16 protein-coding genes and 1 tRNA gene are annotated in these 19,666 nt (G+C 73.6%); 7 read left to right on the forward strand and 10 right to left on the reverse strand.

The features are described from left to right. Positions 1–44: 44 nt before the first annotated feature. The 4 genes from F1C76_06480 to F1C76_06495 all read left to right on the forward strand — a co-directional run bounded on the left by F1C76_06480 (position 45) and on the right by F1C76_06495 (position 5,870). Entirely contained in the window at positions 45–953 is a 909-nt protein-coding gene (locus tag F1C76_06480) for an alpha/beta hydrolase (GenBank protein ID QNG36283.1), read from the forward strand. Positions 954–1,050: 97 nt separating this feature from the next. Then, positions 1,051–2,841 carry an acyl-CoA dehydrogenase gene (locus F1C76_06485; GenBank protein QNG36284.1) on the forward strand — a complete coding sequence of 597 codons (1,791 nt, stop codon included), beginning with the start codon at positions 1,051–1,053 and terminating at the stop codon, positions 2,839–2,841. A gap of 458 nt (positions 2,842–3,299) precedes the next feature. Further along, positions 3,300–4,775 (forward strand): MFS transporter, encoded by a 1,476-nt coding sequence (locus tag F1C76_06490; GenBank protein QNG36285.1) that lies wholly within the window; start codon positions 3,300–3,302, stop codon positions 4,773–4,775. A 72-nt stretch (positions 4,776–4,847) separates the two neighbouring features. Further along, a complete protein-coding gene (locus tag F1C76_06495; GenBank protein ID QNG36286.1) occupies positions 4,848–5,870 on the forward strand; it encodes a YihY/virulence factor BrkB family protein in 1,023 nt (340 codons plus the stop codon). Here F1C76_06495 and F1C76_06500 read toward each other — a convergent pair. The 4 genes from F1C76_06500 to F1C76_06515 all read right to left on the reverse strand — a co-directional run bounded on the left by F1C76_06500 (position 5,867) and on the right by F1C76_06515 (position 9,605). Then, entirely contained in the window at positions 5,867–6,679 is an 813-nt protein-coding gene (locus tag F1C76_06500) for a hypothetical protein (GenBank protein QNG36287.1), read from the reverse strand. The genes F1C76_06495 and F1C76_06500 overlap by 4 nt on opposite strands. Then, positions 6,613–7,350 carry an enoyl-CoA hydratase/isomerase family protein gene (locus F1C76_06505; protein ID QNG36288.1) on the reverse strand — a complete coding sequence of 246 codons (738 nt, stop codon included), beginning with the start codon at positions 7,348–7,350 and terminating at the stop codon, positions 6,613–6,615. Before F1C76_06505 ends, F1C76_06500 begins: the two co-directional genes overlap by 67 nt. A gap of 63 nt (positions 7,351–7,413) precedes the next feature. Next, positions 7,414–8,922: an MFS transporter gene (locus F1C76_06510; protein QNG39056.1), complete on the reverse strand. Its 1,509-nt coding sequence runs from the start codon at positions 8,920–8,922 to the stop codon at positions 7,414–7,416. Between the two features lie 62 nt (positions 8,923–8,984). Continuing rightward, a complete protein-coding gene (locus tag F1C76_06515) occupies positions 8,985–9,605 on the reverse strand; it encodes a TetR family transcriptional regulator (GenBank protein QNG36289.1) in 621 nt (206 codons plus the stop codon). A gap of 126 nt (positions 9,606–9,731) precedes the next feature. On the opposite strand from F1C76_06515, the gene F1C76_06520 reads away from it, so the two are divergent. Genes F1C76_06520 through F1C76_06530 form a run of 3 tightly spaced genes read left to right on the forward strand, consistent with a single transcriptional unit; the run spans position 9,732 to position 11,740 of the window. Next, on the forward strand, positions 9,732–10,421 hold the full coding sequence (locus F1C76_06520; protein QNG36290.1) for an IclR family transcriptional regulator: 690 nt from the start codon (positions 9,732–9,734) through the stop codon (positions 10,419–10,421). A 49-nt stretch (positions 10,422–10,470) separates the two neighbouring features. Next, positions 10,471–11,487 carry a hypothetical protein gene (locus F1C76_06525; GenBank protein QNG36291.1) on the forward strand — a complete coding sequence of 339 codons (1,017 nt, stop codon included), beginning with the start codon at positions 10,471–10,473 and terminating at the stop codon, positions 11,485–11,487. A gap of 19 nt (positions 11,488–11,506) precedes the next feature. Next, a complete protein-coding gene (locus F1C76_06530) occupies positions 11,507–11,740 on the forward strand; it encodes a hypothetical protein (GenBank protein ID QNG36292.1) in 234 nt (77 codons plus the stop codon). 18 nt (positions 11,741–11,758) lie between these two features. Here the strand turns inward: F1C76_06530 and F1C76_06535 are convergent, their stop codons facing one another. The 6 genes from F1C76_06535 to F1C76_06560 form a co-directional block, all read right to left on the reverse strand. Further along, positions 11,759–12,904 (reverse strand): NAD(P)/FAD-dependent oxidoreductase, encoded by a 1,146-nt coding sequence (locus F1C76_06535; GenBank protein ID QNG36293.1) that lies wholly within the window; start codon positions 12,902–12,904, stop codon positions 11,759–11,761. Positions 12,905–12,963: 59 nt separating this feature from the next. Further along, positions 12,964–13,809, reverse strand: a complete 846-nt coding sequence (locus F1C76_06540) for a DUF1684 domain-containing protein (GenBank protein QNG36294.1) — start codon at positions 13,807–13,809, stop codon at positions 12,964–12,966. 70 nt (positions 13,810–13,879) lie between these two features. Then, positions 13,880–14,281, reverse strand: a complete 402-nt coding sequence (locus F1C76_06545; GenBank protein QNG36295.1) for a hypothetical protein — start codon at positions 14,279–14,281, stop codon at positions 13,880–13,882. A gap of 1 nt (position 14,282) precedes the next feature. Next, positions 14,283–14,355: transfer RNA gene (locus tag F1C76_06550), tRNA-Lys, on the reverse strand. A 316-nt stretch (positions 14,356–14,671) separates the two neighbouring features. Beyond that, entirely contained in the window at positions 14,672–15,427 is a 756-nt protein-coding gene (locus tag F1C76_06555; protein QNG36296.1) for a DUF2924 domain-containing protein, read from the reverse strand. Positions 15,428–15,576: 149 nt separating this feature from the next. Next, entirely contained in the window at positions 15,577–19,662 is a 4,086-nt protein-coding gene (locus F1C76_06560; protein QNG36297.1) for a hypothetical protein, read from the reverse strand. Positions 19,663–19,666: the final 4 nt, after the last annotated feature.

Below are 19,666 nucleotides of genomic sequence, written 5' to 3' on the forward strand. Positions count from 1 at the left end.
CGTCCGGGGTGGCTCGCACCGGACGGGGGTGCGACGGTCGGGGCATGACCACCGACGCGCTCTTCCCGGGGTTCGACGTCCTCGACCGTGCCGTCGAGCACGAGCACGGGGGGACGACGGTGCACGCCGTCGTCGGCGGGGAGGGCCCACCGCTGCTGCTCCTGCACGGCTACCCGCAGACCCACGTCCTGTGGAGCTCGATCGCCCCGGACCTGGCCCGCGACCACACCCTCGTCGTCCCGGACCTGCGCGGGTACGGCGACTCCGGGACACCGGCCGACGGGGAGGGGCACGCCGGGCACTCCTTCCGCGCGATGGCGGCCGACGTCGCCGCGCTCATGCGCGAGCTGGGCCACGAGCGGTACGCCGTGGTCGGGCACGACCGGGGCGCCCGGGTGACCCACCGGCTGGCCCTGGACCACGCCGACGCCGTCGAGCGGGCCGCGGTGCTCGACGTGCTGCCCACCACGCACGTCTACGGCCACGTCGACCGCCGGCTGGCCACCGCCTACTACCACTGGTTCTTCTACCTGCAGCCCGAGCCGCTGCCGGAGAACCTGATCGCCGGCGACCCGACCGGGTACCTGCACAGCCTGCTCGGTGGCTGGGGCAGTGGACTGGACGTCTACTCCCCCGCCCAGCTCGCCGAGTACGAACGCTGCTTCGCCGACCCGGCCACCCGGCACGCCATGCTCGAGGACTACCGCGCCGGCGCGTCGATCGACCTCGAGCACGACGAGGCCGACGCCGAGGCCGGGCACCGGGTCACCTGCCCGCTGCTCGTGCTGTGGGGCTCGAAGGGCGTCGTCGGCACCGGTCCGGACGACGTCCTGGCGGTCTGGCGCGAGCGTGCGGACGACGTCCGCGGCGAGGCCGTCGACGCCGGGCACTTCCTGGTCGACGAACGCCCCGCCGAGACCCTCACCGCCCTCCGCGCCTTCCTCCACCCCTGACGAGAGGCGCCCTTCTCGTCAGGACCCCTGACGAGAAGGGCGCTTCTCGTCAGGACTCGGGGACCCCGGGGACCGCGGTCTCTGGGAAAGTGGGCCGGTGCCTGCCTCCCTGATCCTGTCCCGCCGTGACCTGGACTTCCTGCTGCACGAGTGGCTGCAGGTGGAGACCCTGACCGAGCGCGAGCGGTTCGCCGCGCACGACCGGGACACCTTCGACGCGGTCCTGGACCTGGCCGCGGAGATCGCCACCGAGCACTTCGCGCCGCACAACCGCACCGCCGACGAGAACGAGCCGCACGTCGTCGACGGGAAGGTCGTGCTGGTCCCCGAGGTCGCCGCGGCGCTGCGGGTCTTCGGCGAGGCCGGGCTGGCCGCGGGCACGTTGAGCGAGGAGCTCGGCGGCATGCAGCTGCCCCAGGTGGTCAGCAAGGCCATGACCACGTGGTTCCAGGCCGCCAACATCGGCAGCTCGGCCTACCCGTTCCTCACCATGGCCAACGCACACCTGCTCATCGCGCACGGCAGCCCCGAGCAGGTCGACACCTACGTGCGGCCGATGGCCGAGGGCCGCTGGTTCGGCACGATGGCGCTGTCCGAGCCGCAGGCCGGGTCGTCGCTGGCGGACATCACCACCCGGGCCGAGCGCCAGGACGACGGCACGTTCCGGCTCACCGGCACCAAGATGTGGATCTCCGGCGGCGACCACGAGCTCAGCGAGAACATCGTGCACCTGGTGCTGGCCAAGATCCCCGGTGGTCCGGCCGGGGTGAAGGGCATCTCGCTGTTCATCGTGCCCAAGTTCCTCCCCGAGGGCGACGGCCTCGGCGAGCGCAACGACGTCGTCCTGGCCGGGCTTAACCACAAGATGGGCTACCGGGGGACGACGAACACCCTGCTCGGCTTCGGCGAGGGCGTGCACACCCCCGGCGGGCGGCCCGGCGCGGTCGGCTTCCTCGTCGGGGAGGAGAACCGCGGCCTGGCCGCGATGTTCCACATGATGAACGAGGCCCGGGTGGGCGTCGGGCTGGGCGCGACGGCGCTGGGCTACACCGGCTACCTGCACGCGCTGGAGTACGCGAAGACCCGCACCCAGGGGCGCCCGCCCGCGGGCAAGGACCCGTCCGCGCCGCCGGTGCCGATCATCGAGCACAGCGACGTGCGCCGGATGCTGCTGGCCGCCAAGAGCTACGTCGAGGGCGGGCTGGCGCTGGGGCTGTACTGCGCGCTGCTGGTGGACGAGGAGGAGACGGCGGAGACCGAGGCGGAGCGCACCCGGGCGCACACCCTGCTCGAGGTGCTCACCCCGATCGCGAAGAGCTGGCCCTCCCAGTGGGGGCTGGCCGCCAACGACCTGGCCATCCAGGTGCACGGCGGCTACGGCTACACCCGGGACTTCCCGGTCGAGCAGTTCTACCGGGACAACCGGCTCAACCCGATCCACGAGGGCACCGTCGGGATCCAGGGCCTGGACCTGCTGGGCCGCAAGGTGGTCGCCGGGGGCGGTGCGGGCCTGCGGGTGCTGGCCGGGACGATCGCGGCGACCACCGCGCGGGCCGCGGGCACCGAGTGGGCCGACCTGGCCGCCGACGTCGACGCCGCGGTGGCCCGGGTCGCCGAGGTGACGACGACGCTGTGGTCGGCCGATGACCCCGACGTCACGCTGGCCAACGCCACGGTCTACCTCGAGGCGGTCGGCCACGTCGTCGTCGCGTGGCTGTGGCTGGAGCAGGTGCTGGCCGCCGGCGACCGGGACGGGGACTTCTACGCCGGCAAGCGCGCCGCGGCCCGGTACTTCCAGCGCTACGAGCTGCCGCGCACGGGACCGCAGTTCGACCTGCTGGCCAGCCTGGACCGCACCACCCTGGACGCCCGGCCCGACTGGCTCTGAACAGCACGACGGCCGCCGTCCCGGGAGGGAGCGGCGGCCGTCGGGTGGTCCTGCTACGCGGTGGCGGGGGCCGTCTCCGGCGCGGTGCGCGCGGCGGCGGTGGCCCGTCGCTCCTGCTCGTAGCGCGCGGTGGACTGCGATCCCAGTGCGATCACGAGGGCGGTCAACAGCAGGAAGCCCAGCAGGGCCACGGCCGGCCAGAACACCATCGGAACAACAACCCCCAGCGTGCAGTGCGGTGGCCGGCGGGGGTGCGCCCCCGGCGGCGTCTCGTCAGGATCGGTGATGCCCGTGCCATCGGCGGCCGAACCCCCTCGGTCGGGGGAAATCACGTGAACTCCCCGTGACGAATCCCGCACCCCGCGACGGACCCACGCGTCTGGTTGCCCCCTGCACCCCACTCCGTGGTGTCATCACCGGGGACGGTCACCACCGTCCGTCGAACCTCGGAGGTCCCCGTGCGCTCCCGCACCCCTGCTCCCGGGCTGCTGGTGCTGACCCTGGCGCTCTCGGTCACCACGCTGTCGCTCCTGCAGTCCCTCGTCGTCCCGATCCTCCCGGTCATCGGGGAGCAGCTCGGGGTCGGCGCCGGTGCGGCCGGCTGGGTGCTGACGGCGAATCTGCTCGCCGCCGCCGTGCTCACCCCGGTCATCGGCCGGCTCGGGGACACCCTCGGCGAGCGCCGGGTGGTCCTGGGCGTGCTGGGCGTCGTCGCCGTCGGCACCCTGCTGGCGGTGCTGACGACGTCGCTGCCGCTGCTGCTGGTCGCCCGGGTGCTGCAGGGCGCCTCGTACGGGCTGTTCCCGCTGTCGATCTCGATCCTGCGTCGCGAGCTCCCGGCGGAGAAGCTCACCGTGGCCATGTCGATCGTGTCCAGCACGCTGGCCGTCGGCGGCGTCATCGGCCTGGTGGTCACCGGCCTGCTCACCCGGGACGGCGGGGACTACCACCACCCGTTCTGGCTGGGCTTCGGCATCGCCGTCGTCGCGCTGGCCCTGGCCGCCTGGGTGCTGCCGGCCCGCGAGCCCAACGCCACCGGCGGGGTCGACTGGTGGGGCGCGGTCGTGCTCGGTGCCGGCCTGGTCCTGCTGCTGCTCCCGCTGTCCCAGGGGCACACCTGGGGCTGGACCGACCCCCGGACGCTGGGCAGCCTGATCGCCTCGGTCGTGGTGCTCGTCGGCTGGGTCGTGCTGCAGCGCCGGCGCACCCACCCGCTGGTCCGCCCGCAGCTGCTGGCCGACCGCCGGATGCTGGTGCCCAACCTGGCCGGGCTGATGACCGGGTTCGGGCTGTTCGCCTCCTTCCTCGCCGTCACCCAGTTCGTCCAGGTGCCCGAGGCCGCCGGCTACGGGTTCGGTGCCAGCACGCTGGAGGCCGCGGTGGTCTACCTGCTGCCCGGGGGCGTCGTCGGGGTGCTGCTGGCCCCGTTCGCCGGCACCGTGGTCAACCGGATCGGCGGCCAGGCCACCCTGCTCATCGGCGCGGGTTCCGGGCTCCTCGGGTTCGTCCTCTTCGCCGTCGCCCGCTCGACGCCCTGGGTCGTGGTGCTGGTCGGGCTGACCACCCAGCTCGCGGTCACCGTCGCCTTCGCCGCTCTCCCGGCCCTGGTCGTGCAGGCCGTCGAGCCCTCGGAGACCGGGGTGGCCAACGGGGTCAACTCGATCACCCGCTCGGTCGGCAGCGCGCTGGCCAGTGCGTTGATCATCACCGTCGTGGCGGGCTCCGCCGACGCGACCGGGCTGCCCAGCAGCGGCTCGTTCACCATCGTCGCCCTGCTCGGTGCCGGCAGCGCCCTGGTGACCGCGCTCGTCGCGGTCTGGGGCCTGGTGTCCGACCGCCGGGGCGGGCGGGGCCGCCGTCCCGACGAGCTGGCCGAGGTGGAGCGGGCCTGCGCCCGGGCCGGCGAGTGGTCCCCGGTGTCCGGGATCCGCTGAAACCGGTTCGGCCTGGTCCGGTGGTGGGCAGGCCTCGGGGGACCCACCCCCGACCCCCACCGGAGCACCCCCATCGCCAGCACCCGAGCACGTGACGGCGACACCCAGACGGACCCGGTGCCCCAGGACGACCAGATCTCCGACGGGGGGCGAGCCGACCACGCCCCCACCGGGGCCGTGGGCAAGCCGACCACCGCCGGCACGTTCAAGCGGCTGATCACCGAGACCAGCGAGGACAACCTCACCGACTGGGCGGCCTCGCTGACCTACTACTTCGTGCTGGCGATGTTCCCCGCCGTCATCGCGATGATCTCCGTCGTCGGCCTGGTCTTCGAGCCGCAGCAGATCAGCGACGCGCTCACCACGCTGCTGCAGTCCATCGCCCCCGGCACCGCCGCGGACACCTTCAGCGGGGTGATCGAGCAGCTCGCCGGCAGCACCGCCACCGCCGGGATCGCGCTGGTCGTGGGCCTGGCGACCGCGCTGTGGGCCGCCTCGGGCTACGTCGGTGCCTTCACCCGCGCCGCCAACGTCATCTGGGAGACCCCCGAGGGACGCACGTTCTACAAGCTCAAGCCGCTGCAGCTGCTGATCACCCTGATCGGCATCCTGTTCGTGGCCCTGATCGCGCTGTCGGTCGTGGCCACCGGCCCGATCGTCGACGCGATCGGCGAGGCGCTCGGCCTGGGCAGCACCGTCACCACCGTCTGGGACATCGCCAAGTGGCCGGTGATGGTCGTGATCGTGGCGATCATGATCGCGATCCTCTACTACACGACCCCCAACGTCCGGCTGCGCGGCTTCCGCTTCGTCTCCCCCGGCGCCGCGTTCGCCCTGGTCGTCTGGATCATCGCCTCGGCACTGTTCGCCTTCTACGTGGCGAACTTCGGCAGCTACAACAAGACCTACGGCGCGCTCGCCGGGGTCGTCGTCTTCCTCGTCTGGCTGTGGATCACCAACCTGGTGCTGCTGATCGGCCTGCAGCTCGACGCCGAGCGCGAGCGCACGATCGAGATGAAGGAGGGCGTGCCGCGCGCGGACAAGGAGATCCAGCTCGACGCCCGCGCGGAGCCCAAGGAGCAGAAGACGACCTAGCCGGACCGGCCCGGTCCGGCCGCGAGCAGCACGACCAGCAGGAGCGCGAGGGACGCCGTCAGCACGCCCAGCACGGCGGCGTCCCGCAACGTGCGCTGCCGGGGCGTGCGCTGCCGGGCCAGTGGTGACTCCGCCCGGCGGTGCGGGCCCAGCAGCCGGACGGCGAAGAGCACCAGCAGCGGCAGCTGGGCCACCCACAGCGCGGTCCGCAGCCCGCCCTCGGCCCGGAACTCCCCGCCGAGCACCAGGGCGTGCCACAACGCCAGCACGTAGGTGAGCGCGGCGGCCTGGTGACCCAGCAGCCACACCCGGCGCGGTACCCGTCGCCGCAGGTACCAGCTGGGGCCCAGCAGCACCGCCAGGTAGAACGCCAGGATCCCGGCGCTCCAGCCCAGCCGGCCGGTCTCGGCGGTCTGCGGCACGAACGAGGCCAGCCACGACCCGCCGCGCAGCCCGACCACCGAGGCCACCGCGTGCAGCAGGGTCAGCGCGAGGACGGCGAGGCTGACCTGGCGGTGCGCGGTGAGCAGCCCGACCCGGCTGCCCAGCACCCGGGGACGGCGGGACCCGGCGACCAGACCGAGCACCAGCCCGCCGTAGGCCCACAGCAGCGCGGCCAGGCCGGAGCCCAGCAGCACCTGGTGGGCCGCACCGCCCTCCCCGGGCCGGGCCGGGACCAGCAGGGAGAAGGCGACGGCGACCGCGGTGACGACGAGGGCGTGGGCGAGCCCGGCCAGGCGGCTCAGGTCGCGGAGCGGCGCATCGACCACATCTGGGCCGGCCGCTCGAACTGGGTCGCGATCTCCCAGCTGACGTGCGGCGGGCCGGTCTCCTTGCGGAAGTTGGCGACCGCGACCCGGGCCAGCTCGGGGTCGGCGGCGACCCGGGCGGCGAGCTCCCGGGCCCGCGGCTCGACCTGGTCGGACTCGACCGCGGCCCAGGCCATCCCGAGCTCGGCGGCACGGGTGCCGCTGACCTCCTCGCCGAACAGCGCCATGGCCGCCGCGGCCTCCCGGCCGATCAGCCGGGACAGGATCACGAAGTGCCCGCCGCCGGGGTGCAGGCCGCGCTTGAGGAACCCGCAGAGCAGCCGGGCGTCGGTGGCCACGACCCGCAGGTCGGCGGCCAGCAGCATGTTCATCCCGGCGCCCACGGCCGAGCCGCGGACGGCGGCCACGGTGGGCACCCGCACCTGGCCCAGCCGGTAGAACGAGTCGTAGATGGCGCCCATGCCGGCGTAGGCGTCCGGGGCGGCGGGGTCCTTGCCGGCGTCGGTGAGGGTCTGCACGTCCCCGCCGGCGCAGAAGCTCTTCCCGACGGCGGTGAGCACCAGGGCCCCGACGTCGTCCCGGCCGTCGACCTCGTCGAAGACGCCGATCAGCTCGGCCGCCATGGCCGGGGTGAGCGCGTTGCGGCGGTCGGGGGCGTTCAGGGTGACGACGGCGACGCCGTCCTCGACCTCGAGCAGGACCTCGGGCACAGCGACTCCTCGTGTCGACGGGGGCCGGCGACGGTGCCGGCCCCCGTGATCAGACCACGCGGGTCAGGAGGCGGCGCGCTCCTCCTCGAGACGCTCGGCGCCCGAGGTGGTCTTGAGCGTCTTCTCCTGGACGAAGAGGACGACGACCAGCGCGAGGGCGGCCAGCGGGGTGGCGATCAGGAACAGCTCGGCGGTGGCGTTGCCGTAGGCGTCCTGCACCAGGCCCTGCACCTCCGGGGGCAGCGACGCGACGTCGGGCACCGCGCCGTCCCCGGTGCTGGAACCGCCGAGCACCGACAGGTCCGCGGCGACCCTGCCGGCGAGCACCGCACCGAGCACGCTGACCCCGATCGTGCCGCCCAGGCTGCGGAAGAACGACAGCACCGAGGTGGCCGCACCCAGCTGGGCGGCCGGGACGTCGTTCTGTGCGGCCAGCACCAGGTTCTGCATCAGCAGCCCGACGCCGATGCCCAGCACGACCATGTACAGCCCGATCTGCACGATCGGGGTGTCGGCCGACAGCGTGGCCAGCAGGCCGAAGCCCAGGGTCATCAGCACGCCACCGGCGACCAGGAAGCGCTTCCAGCGGCCCGTGCGGGTGATGACCTGGCCGGCGACGGTCGAGGAGACCAGCAGACCGCCCACCAGCGGGAGGCTGAGCAGCCCGGCCGCGGTCGGCGAGTAGCCCAGCGACACCTGGAAGTACTGGGAGAGGAAGACCGTCCCGCCGAACAGCGCGATGCCGACCAGGGCGCTGGCGATCACGGTGAGGGTGACGGTGCGGTTCCGGAAGATCGACAGCGGGATGACCGGCTCGGGGACCCTGGACTCCACCACCAGGGCGAGTGCGACGAGCAGCAGCCCGCCGCCGACCATGAGCGCGCTCGGCCCGGAGACCCAGTCGAAGCTGCTGCCGGCCAGGGTCACCCAGATCAGCAGCGAGGAGATGCCGCCGGTGATCAGCAGCGCGCCCAGCCAGTCGATGTGCACCTCGCGGCGGCGCACCTGGGTCAGCTTCAGCGTCTTCTGCAGCAGCACGACCGCGGCCAGGGCGAAGGGGACGCCGAAGAAGAACGTCCAGCGCCAGCCCAGCCACGAGGTGTCCACCAGCAGGCCGCCGATGAGCGGGCCGGAGACGGTGGCGACGGCGAAGACCGCGCCGAAGACGCCGGCGTACCGGCCGAGCTGACGCGGCGGGATCATCGCGGCCATCACGATCTGCACCAGCGCGGTCATGCCGCCGGCGCCGATGCCCTGCAGCACCCGGGCCGCGATGAGCATGGTGGTGTCCTGCGCGAAGCCGGCGACCAACGACCCGGCCACGAAGGTGCCCAGCGCCAGCTGGACCAGCAGCTTCTGGCTGACCAGGTCGGCGAGCTTGCCCCACAGCGGCACGGTGGCCGTCATGGCGAGCAGCTCGGCGGTGACCACCCAGGTGTAGACGGACTGGCTGCCGCCCAGGTCGGCGATGATCGTGGGCAGCGCGTTGGACACGATCGTCGCGGCCAGGATGGTCACGAAGATGCCGACCATCAGCCCGGACAGCGCCTGCAGCACCTCGCGCTGGGTCATCGCCGCACGGGTGCCCCCGGCGGTGCCGCCGGCGGGGTCGGCTGCGGGATCGGCGGTGGTGGTCACGGTGTCCCTCTTCTCGGGGTGGGGGTGGGGAGGCCGTCGACGACGGCGTCCAGCGCCTCGTCGAGCAGCCCGTGCAGGGGGGCGGTGGCGCCGGCGCTGTGCCAGCGCCAGAGCGAGACCCGCAGGACGGTGCTGACCACCGCGGCGACCAGACCCGGGTGGAGGTCGGCCTCGGCGTCGAGGCCGGTGCGGGCGGCCACCGCCAGCGCCAGCTCGCGCTCGTCGGCCGAGCCGGTCTCGACCAGCCGGGGCAGCAGCGACGGGGTCGCGATGACCACGGCGAACACGCGCCGCCAGGTGTCGCCGTCGGCCTGCAGGCGGTCCAGGCAGGCGTGCAGCGCGGCCCGCAGGGCGGTCAGCAGCGGGACGTCGGGCCCCTGCTCGGCCAGCAGGTCGACCAGCCGCGGCCCGCGGTCGGGCTGCAGCAGGGCCTCCTCCTTGGAGGCGAAGTGGTTGAAGAAGGTGCGGTAGGAGACCCCGGCCGCGGTCGCCACGTCCTCCACGGTCACGTGGTCGAAGCCCCGCTCCTCCGCCAGACGCAGCACCGCGTCGGCCAGCGCGGCCCGGGTGTCGGCCTTCTTGCGCTCGCGCAGGCCCGTCGTCGTCACGTGGACCATGGGACACCCTCGCTGCACACTGTGCAATCTTGCAGGGTGTGCAGCCGATCACGGTGGTGCCGGTCACACCCCCCGTCGTCCCGGAGTGGTTCCATTCCCGGAACAGGCGTGCGCGGAGGGAGACGGGTGAGCGAGGACGGCGAGGGTGCTCCGGCGTCGCAGACGCTGGACCGGGGCATCCGCGTCCTGGAGCACCTGGCCGCCACCCGCGAGCCGCAGTCGATCGCCACGGTCGCCGCCGCGGTGGGCGTGCACCGCTCGATCGCCTACCGGCTGCTCCGCACGCTGGAGGCCCACCGGTTGGTCGAACGCGACGACGCCGGCAGCTACGGCGTGGGGCTGGCCGTCGTCGGGCTGTCCCGGTCGGTGCGCCGCACCCTGCAGGCCGCCGCCACCCCGGAGCTCGCCCAGCTGGTGCGGTCCCTGGGCATGACGGCCTTCCTCGTCGTCCGGGACGGCGACGAGGCGGTGACCGTGAACGCCGTCGAGCCCCGGGACAGCCCCGCCCACGTGGCGTTCCGGCCCGGCAACCGGCACCCGGTCGGGCTCGGCGCCACCGGCCTGGCCCTGCTCGTGCCCGACGAGCCCTCCCCCGACGACCGCGCCGACCTGGTCACCGCCCGGGCCCGCGGCTGGGCGTCCACCCTCGGCGAGGTCATCCCCGGGATGCGCGCCGTCGCCGCGCCCGTGCGCCACGCCGACGGGTCGACCGCCGGGGCGCTGGCGGTCATCTTCGTCGACCAGGCGGTGGACGACGCCGTCGTCGGCGCCGCGCTGGCCACCGCAGCCGACCGGGTGTCCGCCGTCCTCGGTTGAGCCTGCCGCGGCCGGGTAGGTGCGCACCTCCCCGAGGAGAGGAACCACCGTGCGCCTGCTCGTGCTGGGAGGTGGGGGCTTCCTGGGCTTCCACGCCGCTACCGCCGCCCTCGGCCGGGGGGACGACGTCACCGTGCTGTCCCGCTCCGGGTCCTCGGTCCTGGACGGCGCCGAGGTGCTCACCGGCGACCGGGAGGGCGACCTGTCGGCCCTGCAGGGCCGGGAGTGGGACGCGGTCCTCGACACCTACACCGACACCGACCTGGGCGCCCCGGCCGTGCGGCGCACCGCCGAGCTGCTGTCGGGCCACGTCGGCGTCTACGGCTACGTGTCGGGGATGAGCGTCTACGCCCCGTCCGGCAGCGCGGTCCCCACCGAGTCCGACGCGGTGCGCTCCCCCGGCACCGAGCCCGACGACGACCCCCTGCAGGAGCGCTCCCTGGCCAAGCTGGCGGCCGAGGAGGTGCTCGCCGAGGCCTTCGACGGCCCGGCTCTGCTCCCGCGGGTCGGGATCATGGTCGGCCCCCGCGACCCCTCCGACAGGTTCACCTACTGGCCGCTGCGGATGGCCTGGGCCCTGGGCGGCACCCGCGAGGGGCCTGCGCTGGTGCCGGGCGACCCCGACCGCCCGGTGCAGTACAGCGACGCCCGGGACATCGCGGCCTGGACCGTGGGGATGCTGGCCGCCGGCCGCGGCGGGGTGTTCAACACCGTCGGGCCCGGACGCCGGGAGACCCTGGGTGAGGTGCTCGCCGCCTGCCAGGAGGCCGCCGGCATCACCTCCGGGCACGTCGAGCTGGTCTGGGCCGACGAGGACTGGCTGCGCCCCCGGCTCGCCGACCACCCCGAGGAGCGCCGGCCGCTGTGGTTCCCCGAGGACCAGATCCCGCAGGACGCCATCGACTCCAGCGCGGCGGTCGCCGAGGGCCTGGTGTTCCGCCCCGCGGTGGAGACCGCCCGGGACACCCTGGTCTGGTCGTGGGACCACGTCGTGGCCGACGGCCTGGAGGCCGGGTTCAGCGCCGACCGCGAGCGCGAGCTGATCGAGGCCTGGCGCGCCCGCTGACCCGGCTACCGTTCCGGGCATGACGACCCCCGGCGACGAGACCACCCCGGAGACCGACGAGACCACCCCCGCGAAGACCCCGGTCTGGTGGACGGCGGTCCCGGTGCTCGTCGGCGCCTACGCCGTCTACGGCCTGCTCCGCGGCGACACCGGGTCGATCTGGCCCTGGGGCGACCTCGTCGTCCTCGCCGTCGCCCTGGTCCTGCTGGCCCTCGTCCTCGCCCCGAAGCTCAAGGCCCGCCGCCGCCCCTGACGAGGAGCACCCTCCTCGTCAGGGCCGGGCGGCCTCCGGGACCCGGGCGGGGTCGGGGAAGGAGCGGTCGCCGAAGAGGACCGCCCGCGCCGCAGCCCGGCCGGGCGGGGTGCGCAGCAGCGCGAACCCGGCCTCGGCGACCACCGGGGTGCGGACGGCGGCCAGCGCACGGCGCATCAGCAGCCTCCCGCGGAACCGGGCCCGCAGCGCCGCCCCGTCGTAGTGCACCGGCGGCCGGCCGGTGCACAGCGCGTCGTCCAGCACCTCGACGGCGTGGTCGCTCAGGCGCAGGCACGGGTCGAGTCCGCCGGCGGTGAGCGGGGAGACCGCGCCGGCCGCGTCCCCCACGAGCAGGCCGTCGGCGCAGCCGATCCGGGCGAGGAGTCCGCCGACGGGGATGGGGCCGCCGCGTCGTTCGACGTCGTCCGGACGCTGGACGCCCTCGAGCCCGGGCGCGGTGGCCGAGAACCGGCGCAGCGCGGTGGTCATGCCGGCGGGGAATCGGGCGGCGTACCCGGCGACGCCGACGTGGGCGTGCCGGCCGTCGTCGACCACCCAGGCCAGGTACCCGGGGGCCAGCCGCGGGTCGAGCACGCAGTGGAAGGTCGGCGTCCGGTCGTGCTCCGGGACGGCGAACACCTCCTCGGCGCCGATCAGCAGGTGCCGGTTGCGGTCCAGGCCCAGCTCGGCGGCGACCCGGGAGCGCGCGCCGTCCGCACCGACCAGGAAGCGGGCGCGCACCCTCAGCGGGCCGGCCGGGCCGGTGAGCAGGTGCCCGCCGGCGTCCCGCCCCTCGAACCGGGTGCCGAGCGCGAGCAGCACCCCGGCACCCTCGGCGTCCCGGGCGGCGGCCAGGTAGAGCGGGCCCATGTCCCCGACCCGGAACTCGTCCCGCGGGCTGTCGAGCACCACCGGGCGGCGCAGTCCCGGCGGGTACAGCGCCACCCGGCGGATGGGAGGACCGAGGCAATCGGCGGGCAGCGGGAAGTCGTCGAGGGTCTTCCGGACGAAGATCCCGGTGGTGCGGACGGCGACGTCCAGGGCCCGCCGCCGGTCGACCAGCAGCACGTCGTGCCCGCGCCGGGCCAGACCGGTGGCGGCGCGGAGGCCGGCGAGACCGGCCCCCACCACGAGGACGTCGACGGTGGCACTCGACAGCGTCATGCGCCGACTGTCGAGCACTACCGATCGAATGTCAATCGATGCTCATCGCGTGTCGATGACTAGACCGCGAGGACGGCGCCGTTCTCGGTGGGCACTCCGGCGCCCCGACGGGTCGGGGTCTGCTCCCCGGCCTCGACCGCGACCGACAGCCGGTTCTCCGCCGGCGGCAGCGGGCAGGTGGCGAGGTCGGTGTAGGCGCAGGGCAGGTTGACCGCCCGGTTGAGGTCCACGACCACCGAACCGTCGGCGTCGGGCTGGACCTGCAGGGAGCGGAACGCGTAGGTGCTCTGCCCGGACGTGGCGTCGGAGAACAACAGCATCAGCCGACCCTCGCCGTGGCCGGGGAAGGCGGTGAGCGCGAGGTCCTGGCCGTCGAGGGTGAACTCGACCCGGCCGGGGGCGTCGTAGACGTGCTCCACGCCCTCGAACGCGCCGCCGACCGTGGTGGGCCGCACCGCGTCGAAGGGGACGTAGCGGCCGACGGAGCGCCAGCGGGGGTCGGCCGGGAAGGCCGGGGTGCCCTCGTGCCCGCGCAGCAGCGGTGACTGCGGGTCGCGCAGCCGGACGACGTACCGGCCGCCGCGCTCGGCCACCTCGACAGCGGCGTCGCCTGCGTGCGCCAGGACGCTCTCCCGCAGGCCCAGCTCGCCGAACGCGTGCTCGCCCACGACCGGGGCGCCGTCGACGCTCAGCTCCTCGCCCTCGGCCAGCGCGACGACGACCCCGCGCGCACCGGCGGACCACCGACCGGGCACACCCGGCACCTCGGCCGGCTCCTCGGTCAGCCAGCCCAGGGCGGTGACGGCGAGGAAGCCGTGCGGGTCGGTGAGCGTGGCCTCCTTCTGCGCGTGCCACGCCTCCCACTCGGCGGTGAAGACGTCGGTCTCGGGTGCGGTGGTGGTCATCGGTACCTCCGGTGGGGTGCAGTGCCCGTCGGAGGTGGTCAGCGCCGGGGGACGGGCACGTGTTCCCCGGTCAGGGACCGATCGTCAGGTGGTGCGGGCGCTGCACGCCGAGCGCCTCGCGCAGCGTGCGGACCGACAGGGCCGCCGCGGCCCGGGCCTCGTCCGGGGCGAGGGACGTCGGCTCGGCACCGCCACCCCTCCACCAGGAACGCCGGGGCGGGGGTGCACCCCAGACCGCGTGCGGCAGGGGCAGGTGTCCGGCGACGTCCGGCGCGCTCCACCCGAGCGCGGCCAGCAGCGCCGCCCGGTCGGCGTCCGGCGGCGCCGAGGTCTCCTGGTGCACCGCCGCGCCCCCGCCGGCGAACTGGACGAGACCCGCGGGCCCGGCGTCCAGCACCAGCGGCTCGTCCTCGGGCAGCGCCCGCAGCCGGTCGGCCAACCACCGCTCGAACCGCTGCCACTCGTCCTCCACGTGGGCCCCGTGGGGATCGAACCCACAACCCGCGGATTAAAAGTCCGCTGCTCTGCCAGTTGAGCTAGAGGCCCTGGGGGGATCCGTAATTCTATCGGTGTTGTCCTCGGGGCTTCCCTCGGTGTTATCCACCAAGCCCGACTCGGCCCTCGGATCCCGCCGCCGCGGAGCCTACGGCAGGCCGATCCGCCGCGAGCGCACCGCGACGGTGCAGCCCCGCCCTGGTCGCTCCCCCCACCGGATCAGCCGGTATCCGTCCTCCAGGCAGGCCAGGCGGAGCTTCGCGGTGTCGTGAAGCGCGGTGGTCGGGCCGGTGCTCAGGTCGATGGGACCGCCCAGGTCGGTGTCGATGGAGGTATGTCGCCGGTGGTGTGGTCCTGGGCCGGTAGGTCACCGGTCACCGGTGCTCGCCTCCTCGGTCTGCTTCAGCCACCGGGCGCGCAGGGTCGCCAGCGGCACCCGCCCGCTGGGACGGTCGACGGCCCAGAAGTCCCAACCGTTGGTGGCGCTTCCTTTGACCGCGACCGCGGCGCTGCTCAGCGTCGGGTACTTTGCGCCGTTCCACTCGACGCCCCCGTCGGCCAGCAGGACGGCAGTGCCGGGCCATACGCCGTTGGTCGAGGTGAGGGTCTCCCCGGCGGTCAGCAGGTCGGCATCGAGCAGTTGCTTGGCCGTGATGCCGTAGAAGCGGTTGCTCCGGGTTCTCGTCGCCGGCCGGACCGTGGCCTGGTCGTCGGGGGTCTCGGTGTCGTAGCCAAGCAGGCTCAGCACCCGTCGGATGGGTGGGACGGTGCTCTCCAGGGCCGCACGCTCGTACGGGGGGAGGGTCTCGTCGCGGGGCCGGTTGCCGTTGTGCAGTCGGGTGTAGGCGGCGGCTTCCAGCAGGTCGTAGAGCCGCCCCTCCAGCCAGCCCACGTGGGCGCTGTTGAACCCAAAGGTGGTGTCACGGCGGATGAGCAGGGCGCGGGTCCAGTGGTCCTTGCCCTTGAGGTGCTGGCCGAGGCGGGTGCGGACGCCGCCTGGGGCCTTGCCGACGTAGCAGCCCCACGTTCCATCGGGCTCGTGCCGATCCAGCAGCACGTAGACGCCAGGGGATTCCCAGTCGACGGTCAGCTCAACAACGGCTGTGCGGCCAACGCCGGCCATCGCCAGCGCGGCGGCCGGGGCGCCGTGGCGGGCGCCCGGCGAAGCTCGGGCAGGCCCGCGACCAGCTCACCCGGATGCGGCGGCGGTAGCGCATGCAGCCGGCCAGCGGGCTGCCGCTCCGGGGAGGCGCGACGGGTAGCTGGAGCGGCCTAGTCAGCGAGGTCGGCCACGCGCTGATCACCGCCAACTGCCAGGGCATCGACGATGCGCTGCCATACCTCGGCAGCCGACCCGTGGGCGTGCGCACGGATCTCCCGCAGCCATCGGGGAAGCGACCAGGATCCCTGCGCAACACTCGTCGCATCCGCCGAGACCAGCGTTTCTACCCAGGGCAGCCCAACGGTGGCCTGGGTTTGGACCGGCGCCTCACCGAGAGAGGCGATGAGGGCGTCGACGCAGGAGGGGCGGCCTGCCGCGTAGGGCAGCCACCGTTCGATCTGTTCGCGCAGCGAGGCAAGATCGGCCCACCGAACCGGCTCACCGGCCAGTTCTCGGGTCAGGTAGCCGGCGTCGTACGCCAGCCGCGGGATGAGCGCCGCGAGCACATCGTCGCCAATGCGCCGGTTGTCGCGGAGTCTGGGCTGACTCTCGACGAAGGCGAGGACGGCGGACATCACCTGCGGCCAGAGTTGCCGGGCGGAGGCGGCCAGCTGGTCCGACTCCTCGGCGGCTGCGCCCAGCGCGCGCAGGAACTCGGCGAGCGGCCACGCCGCCTCGGCGTGCCACGCGATGTGCGCGAACAGCAGCGACGGATCCGCGCTCGCCACAGCGAGGAGTGACCGGGCTGCGACGAGGGCATCGCTGGCGCTGTGCTGGTGGGCGTGGCCCCGCGCGAGGACACCGCGACGGTGCGCGCTCAACAGCGCGGCGAGCAGTCGCGTAGCCGCTTCGTGGACGCATGTCACTGCGGACGCCGGTGCAACCGCGCGGATCGCCGGCGAGAGGTCCGGCACGAGAATGCGTTCGCCCTCCAGGTGGCCGAGCCGGTCGGCGAGGTCGCCCTCGAGGTGGACACGCCGTGATCGCTGCAGCTGTTGATCCCAGTCGCCGATAGCGCTGTCGCGGGCGGAGTCCTCGACCAGGGCCAAAGCCCGGCGGTGAACACACGGTTCCTCGCCGCAGGGAGCGGCCCATAGGGGATCGAGTGCGGCGGCGAAGAACAGCCGAACCTCGCGCGCCGCTGCGGAGGCGAGACGGCCGAGGGCCGCTGTGAGCCGGTCCTCGGCAGCGGAGTCATCGAGCCGGAGCGTCGCGACGATCGGGGCAGCCGACGGGAGCAGCAGCAGTGGCAGACCGCGTGCGGCGCTGCGGTCAGCGCCAAGCGCGAAGAACGACACGTCGTTGTCAGGGGGTAGGCGTTCGGCGACGGTCAGGAGCGTCTGGGCCGCCCACTGCAGGTGGGCTGCGTCGACCGGAACATCCCGAAACAGCGCAGCCTCCAGGGCGTAGGCGGCCACCGCGGCCGGCGCGTCGAGGGCGCTGGTGGGGCCGAGCGCGGGTGGACGGTCGAGGAGTTCCTGCGCAGTGCTGAGGTCAACGGCGAGGTCGGCAACGAGGTCGGTCGTCGTGAGGGGCCGGGACCGCTCGCGGTACTTGAACATCAGTCCGTGCGCCGTCTGGCCTCGGGCGAGGTCCGCGTTGCTCGGGGCGAGTGTCTCGGTGATCTCTTCGGGCGGGGTGACGGAGATGAAGACCGATCCGTCCGGTTCGACCTGCGCCGCGTACCGGTCGATGTCCAGTGCCGTGGCCCAGCCCCGGATCGTGGCCAGCTGCTCTGCCTTCTTCAACTCGTAGCCCGCGAGAACCACGGGGTCGGTGGACGGGGGCTCGACCTGGTCCAGCTCCGTGACAGCCCGGGCCTGCAGCTGGTCGCCGAGTTCCCGCAGGCGACGCCGCCGGCCCTCGTCGCCGTGGGCAACGAGCATGATGGCCGCTTCGCGGAGAGTCCAGCTGCGTCGCTCCGGGTGCGCCAGATCGTCGGACGCTGCGGCGAGACCCGAGTGCTCGCCCGCGGCGCGCCGGAACTCCAGCTGCCAGACGTCGGGTTCGGCGAGGAACGGGTCGAGCGCCTCGCCGGCGTGCTCAAGGTGGCGGATCAGCGTACCGACGATCAACGCGGGCATGGCCAGCGACTCGCACCCATCCAGGAGCAGCGCGACCAGCCGCGTGAGCGGGACACCGGCCTTCACGTGCTCGTCGAGCTCGCGCTCGAGCGCCTGCATCGCGCTCATGCAGGGGTACGGGCCGACCCCGGTCCCTCGGTACCAGAGCCACACGTGGTCGTCGCCGACGTAGTCGCGGGCCGTGCCGTCGAGGTTGAGCGTGCTCTTGTAGTCCCCCGGATCCCCGGGCGCCTGGTAGTCCAGGTTGGCCAGGATTTGCGCCCGGCTTCGTGCCGCGACGTTGAGCATCTTGTTGATCAAGGCGATGCCGCCGACCGGGTCGACCAGCAGCAAGATGCGGAACGGGCCCCGGTAGTGGGCAAACATGGGGGCCCAGAGGCCGAGCGGCAGGTGGTCGCGGATGCCGTCCTCATCGAAGCCGCCGGATCCCCACCCGTCGTCGTCGTCCTCGTCGTCCGGCTGCTCGATGTAGTACGCCTCGGTGAGATCCCGTAGCAGCCCAGCGTTCCACGAGGCGAGCCCAGCAGGGGCCTGGGGCTTCTCCACCGCAGGTCCGAGGTAGTACGGCGCATGCTCGGCCACCATCCGCAGCAGTCGTTCGCCGTCGGCACCCAGGTCGGCCCCAAGCAGGGCCAGCTGCTCGACGACCTCCTCCGACCGGAGCACCTGCGGTAGTTGTCGCCGCGGGCCCACAGTTCGCCGCCTTCGCACGGGCATCGCCGGCCACGACTTCCGCCGTTGCTCGTCGGCGGCGATCTCCTCCGGAGTCCTGTTTGCCAGGTCCGCGGCTCGTCGACGCTCCGCTTCCTCGAGCTCCGCCAATGCCGCATCGCACATGCCGACGAGGCGGTCCCGGAGAGCCATCCTGACCGGGTGACCGGCGGGCGCTCCCGAAGCGACGAGAGACCGCAGCCAGTCCGTGAGCAGCTCGCGCTGCTCCCGAGCAAGCGCCGGCGGAAGCGGGTGGTCCAGGACCGCCTGTACCACCGGTTCGGCCACACGGCTGTCGATCCACGCACCGTCGCGGCGATGCAGGACCGCGATCAGCCGGAGGATCCGGGCGGCGTGCGACGGGACGGCCGCCAGAATGGTGGGCCAGGTGGCACTCACGAGTTGCGACGGCCACGCGGAGATCAACAGTGCCTCGGCGGGGACGTCCGCCCACCGCGGCCCGTGCCCCACGGACGTCAGGCCGTCAAACTGATGCTGCAGTTCGACGACCGCGTCGGCGGCCACGGCAGGTTCTCCGTCACGTCGGCTGCCGAGCAGTGTCTGGCAGGCCAACCGAGCCGCCGGTCGGGCCCAACGGGGAGCGCCGGCACGGGCCATCCTGTCCCCTGGACGCTCGTCGAGCAGCAGCAACTGCGCGACCGCGTAGGTACGAAGGACGTCGTGGGCGAAGACGGGGAGCGGGGTCCACGGGCGATCCGGATCGGCCCGGAGGAGCCCGTCCCGCCGAAGCCCGGCAACCGCCTCGTGGTCCAGGGTGTTCATCACCTGTTCGACCGGCTGCCCGTCGAGCGACTGCATCGCCAGCGCTCGCATGACGGCGTCGCGAGCCTCGGGACGGCCGCGGTCGCTCCGGCCCCCGCGCCGAACGAGCTGTTCCCAAATCTCGAGCATCGCGTCGGCGTCCGTGATCGGCACCCCGGCGCCGCCGGCGCGAACGAGCAGGTCTGCAACGACCGGCCGCTGAATCAGGTCGCGAGCCTGCGGGTTGGCCGCGAGCTGCTGCAGGTGTGGGAATGAGGACTGGAGCTCCTCGAGGTCGCCGTCGGTGAGTCCGGGGACCTCGAAAGGAACGGGTGCCTGTCCGGCACGCTGCCCGAGGATGTCGCCCACGGGCCCACTGACCTCCGATGCCGCCACCGCGACGGGTACGACTCCGGCGTTGATCGCTGCCGACACGAGGTGGCCGAACATCTCGCCGTGCTGTTCCGTGGCGGCATCAGCAGCGTCGATCACGAAAAGGCGGCGAGCGGCGCTCATCTCGCCGAGCGCGTCGCTGACTGGGACGCCGAGCCCGGCGGTCAGCTCCAGCGGGGTGCGGGGCAGATCTCGGAGATTGACCGCGACGCAGTCAACGTCGTCCCCACCGGCGAAGGAACTCACCAGC

This window comes from Geodermatophilaceae bacterium NBWT11, assembly GCA_014218215.1.
Classification (GTDB): domain Bacteria; phylum Actinomycetota; class Actinomycetes; order Mycobacteriales; family Geodermatophilaceae; genus Klenkia.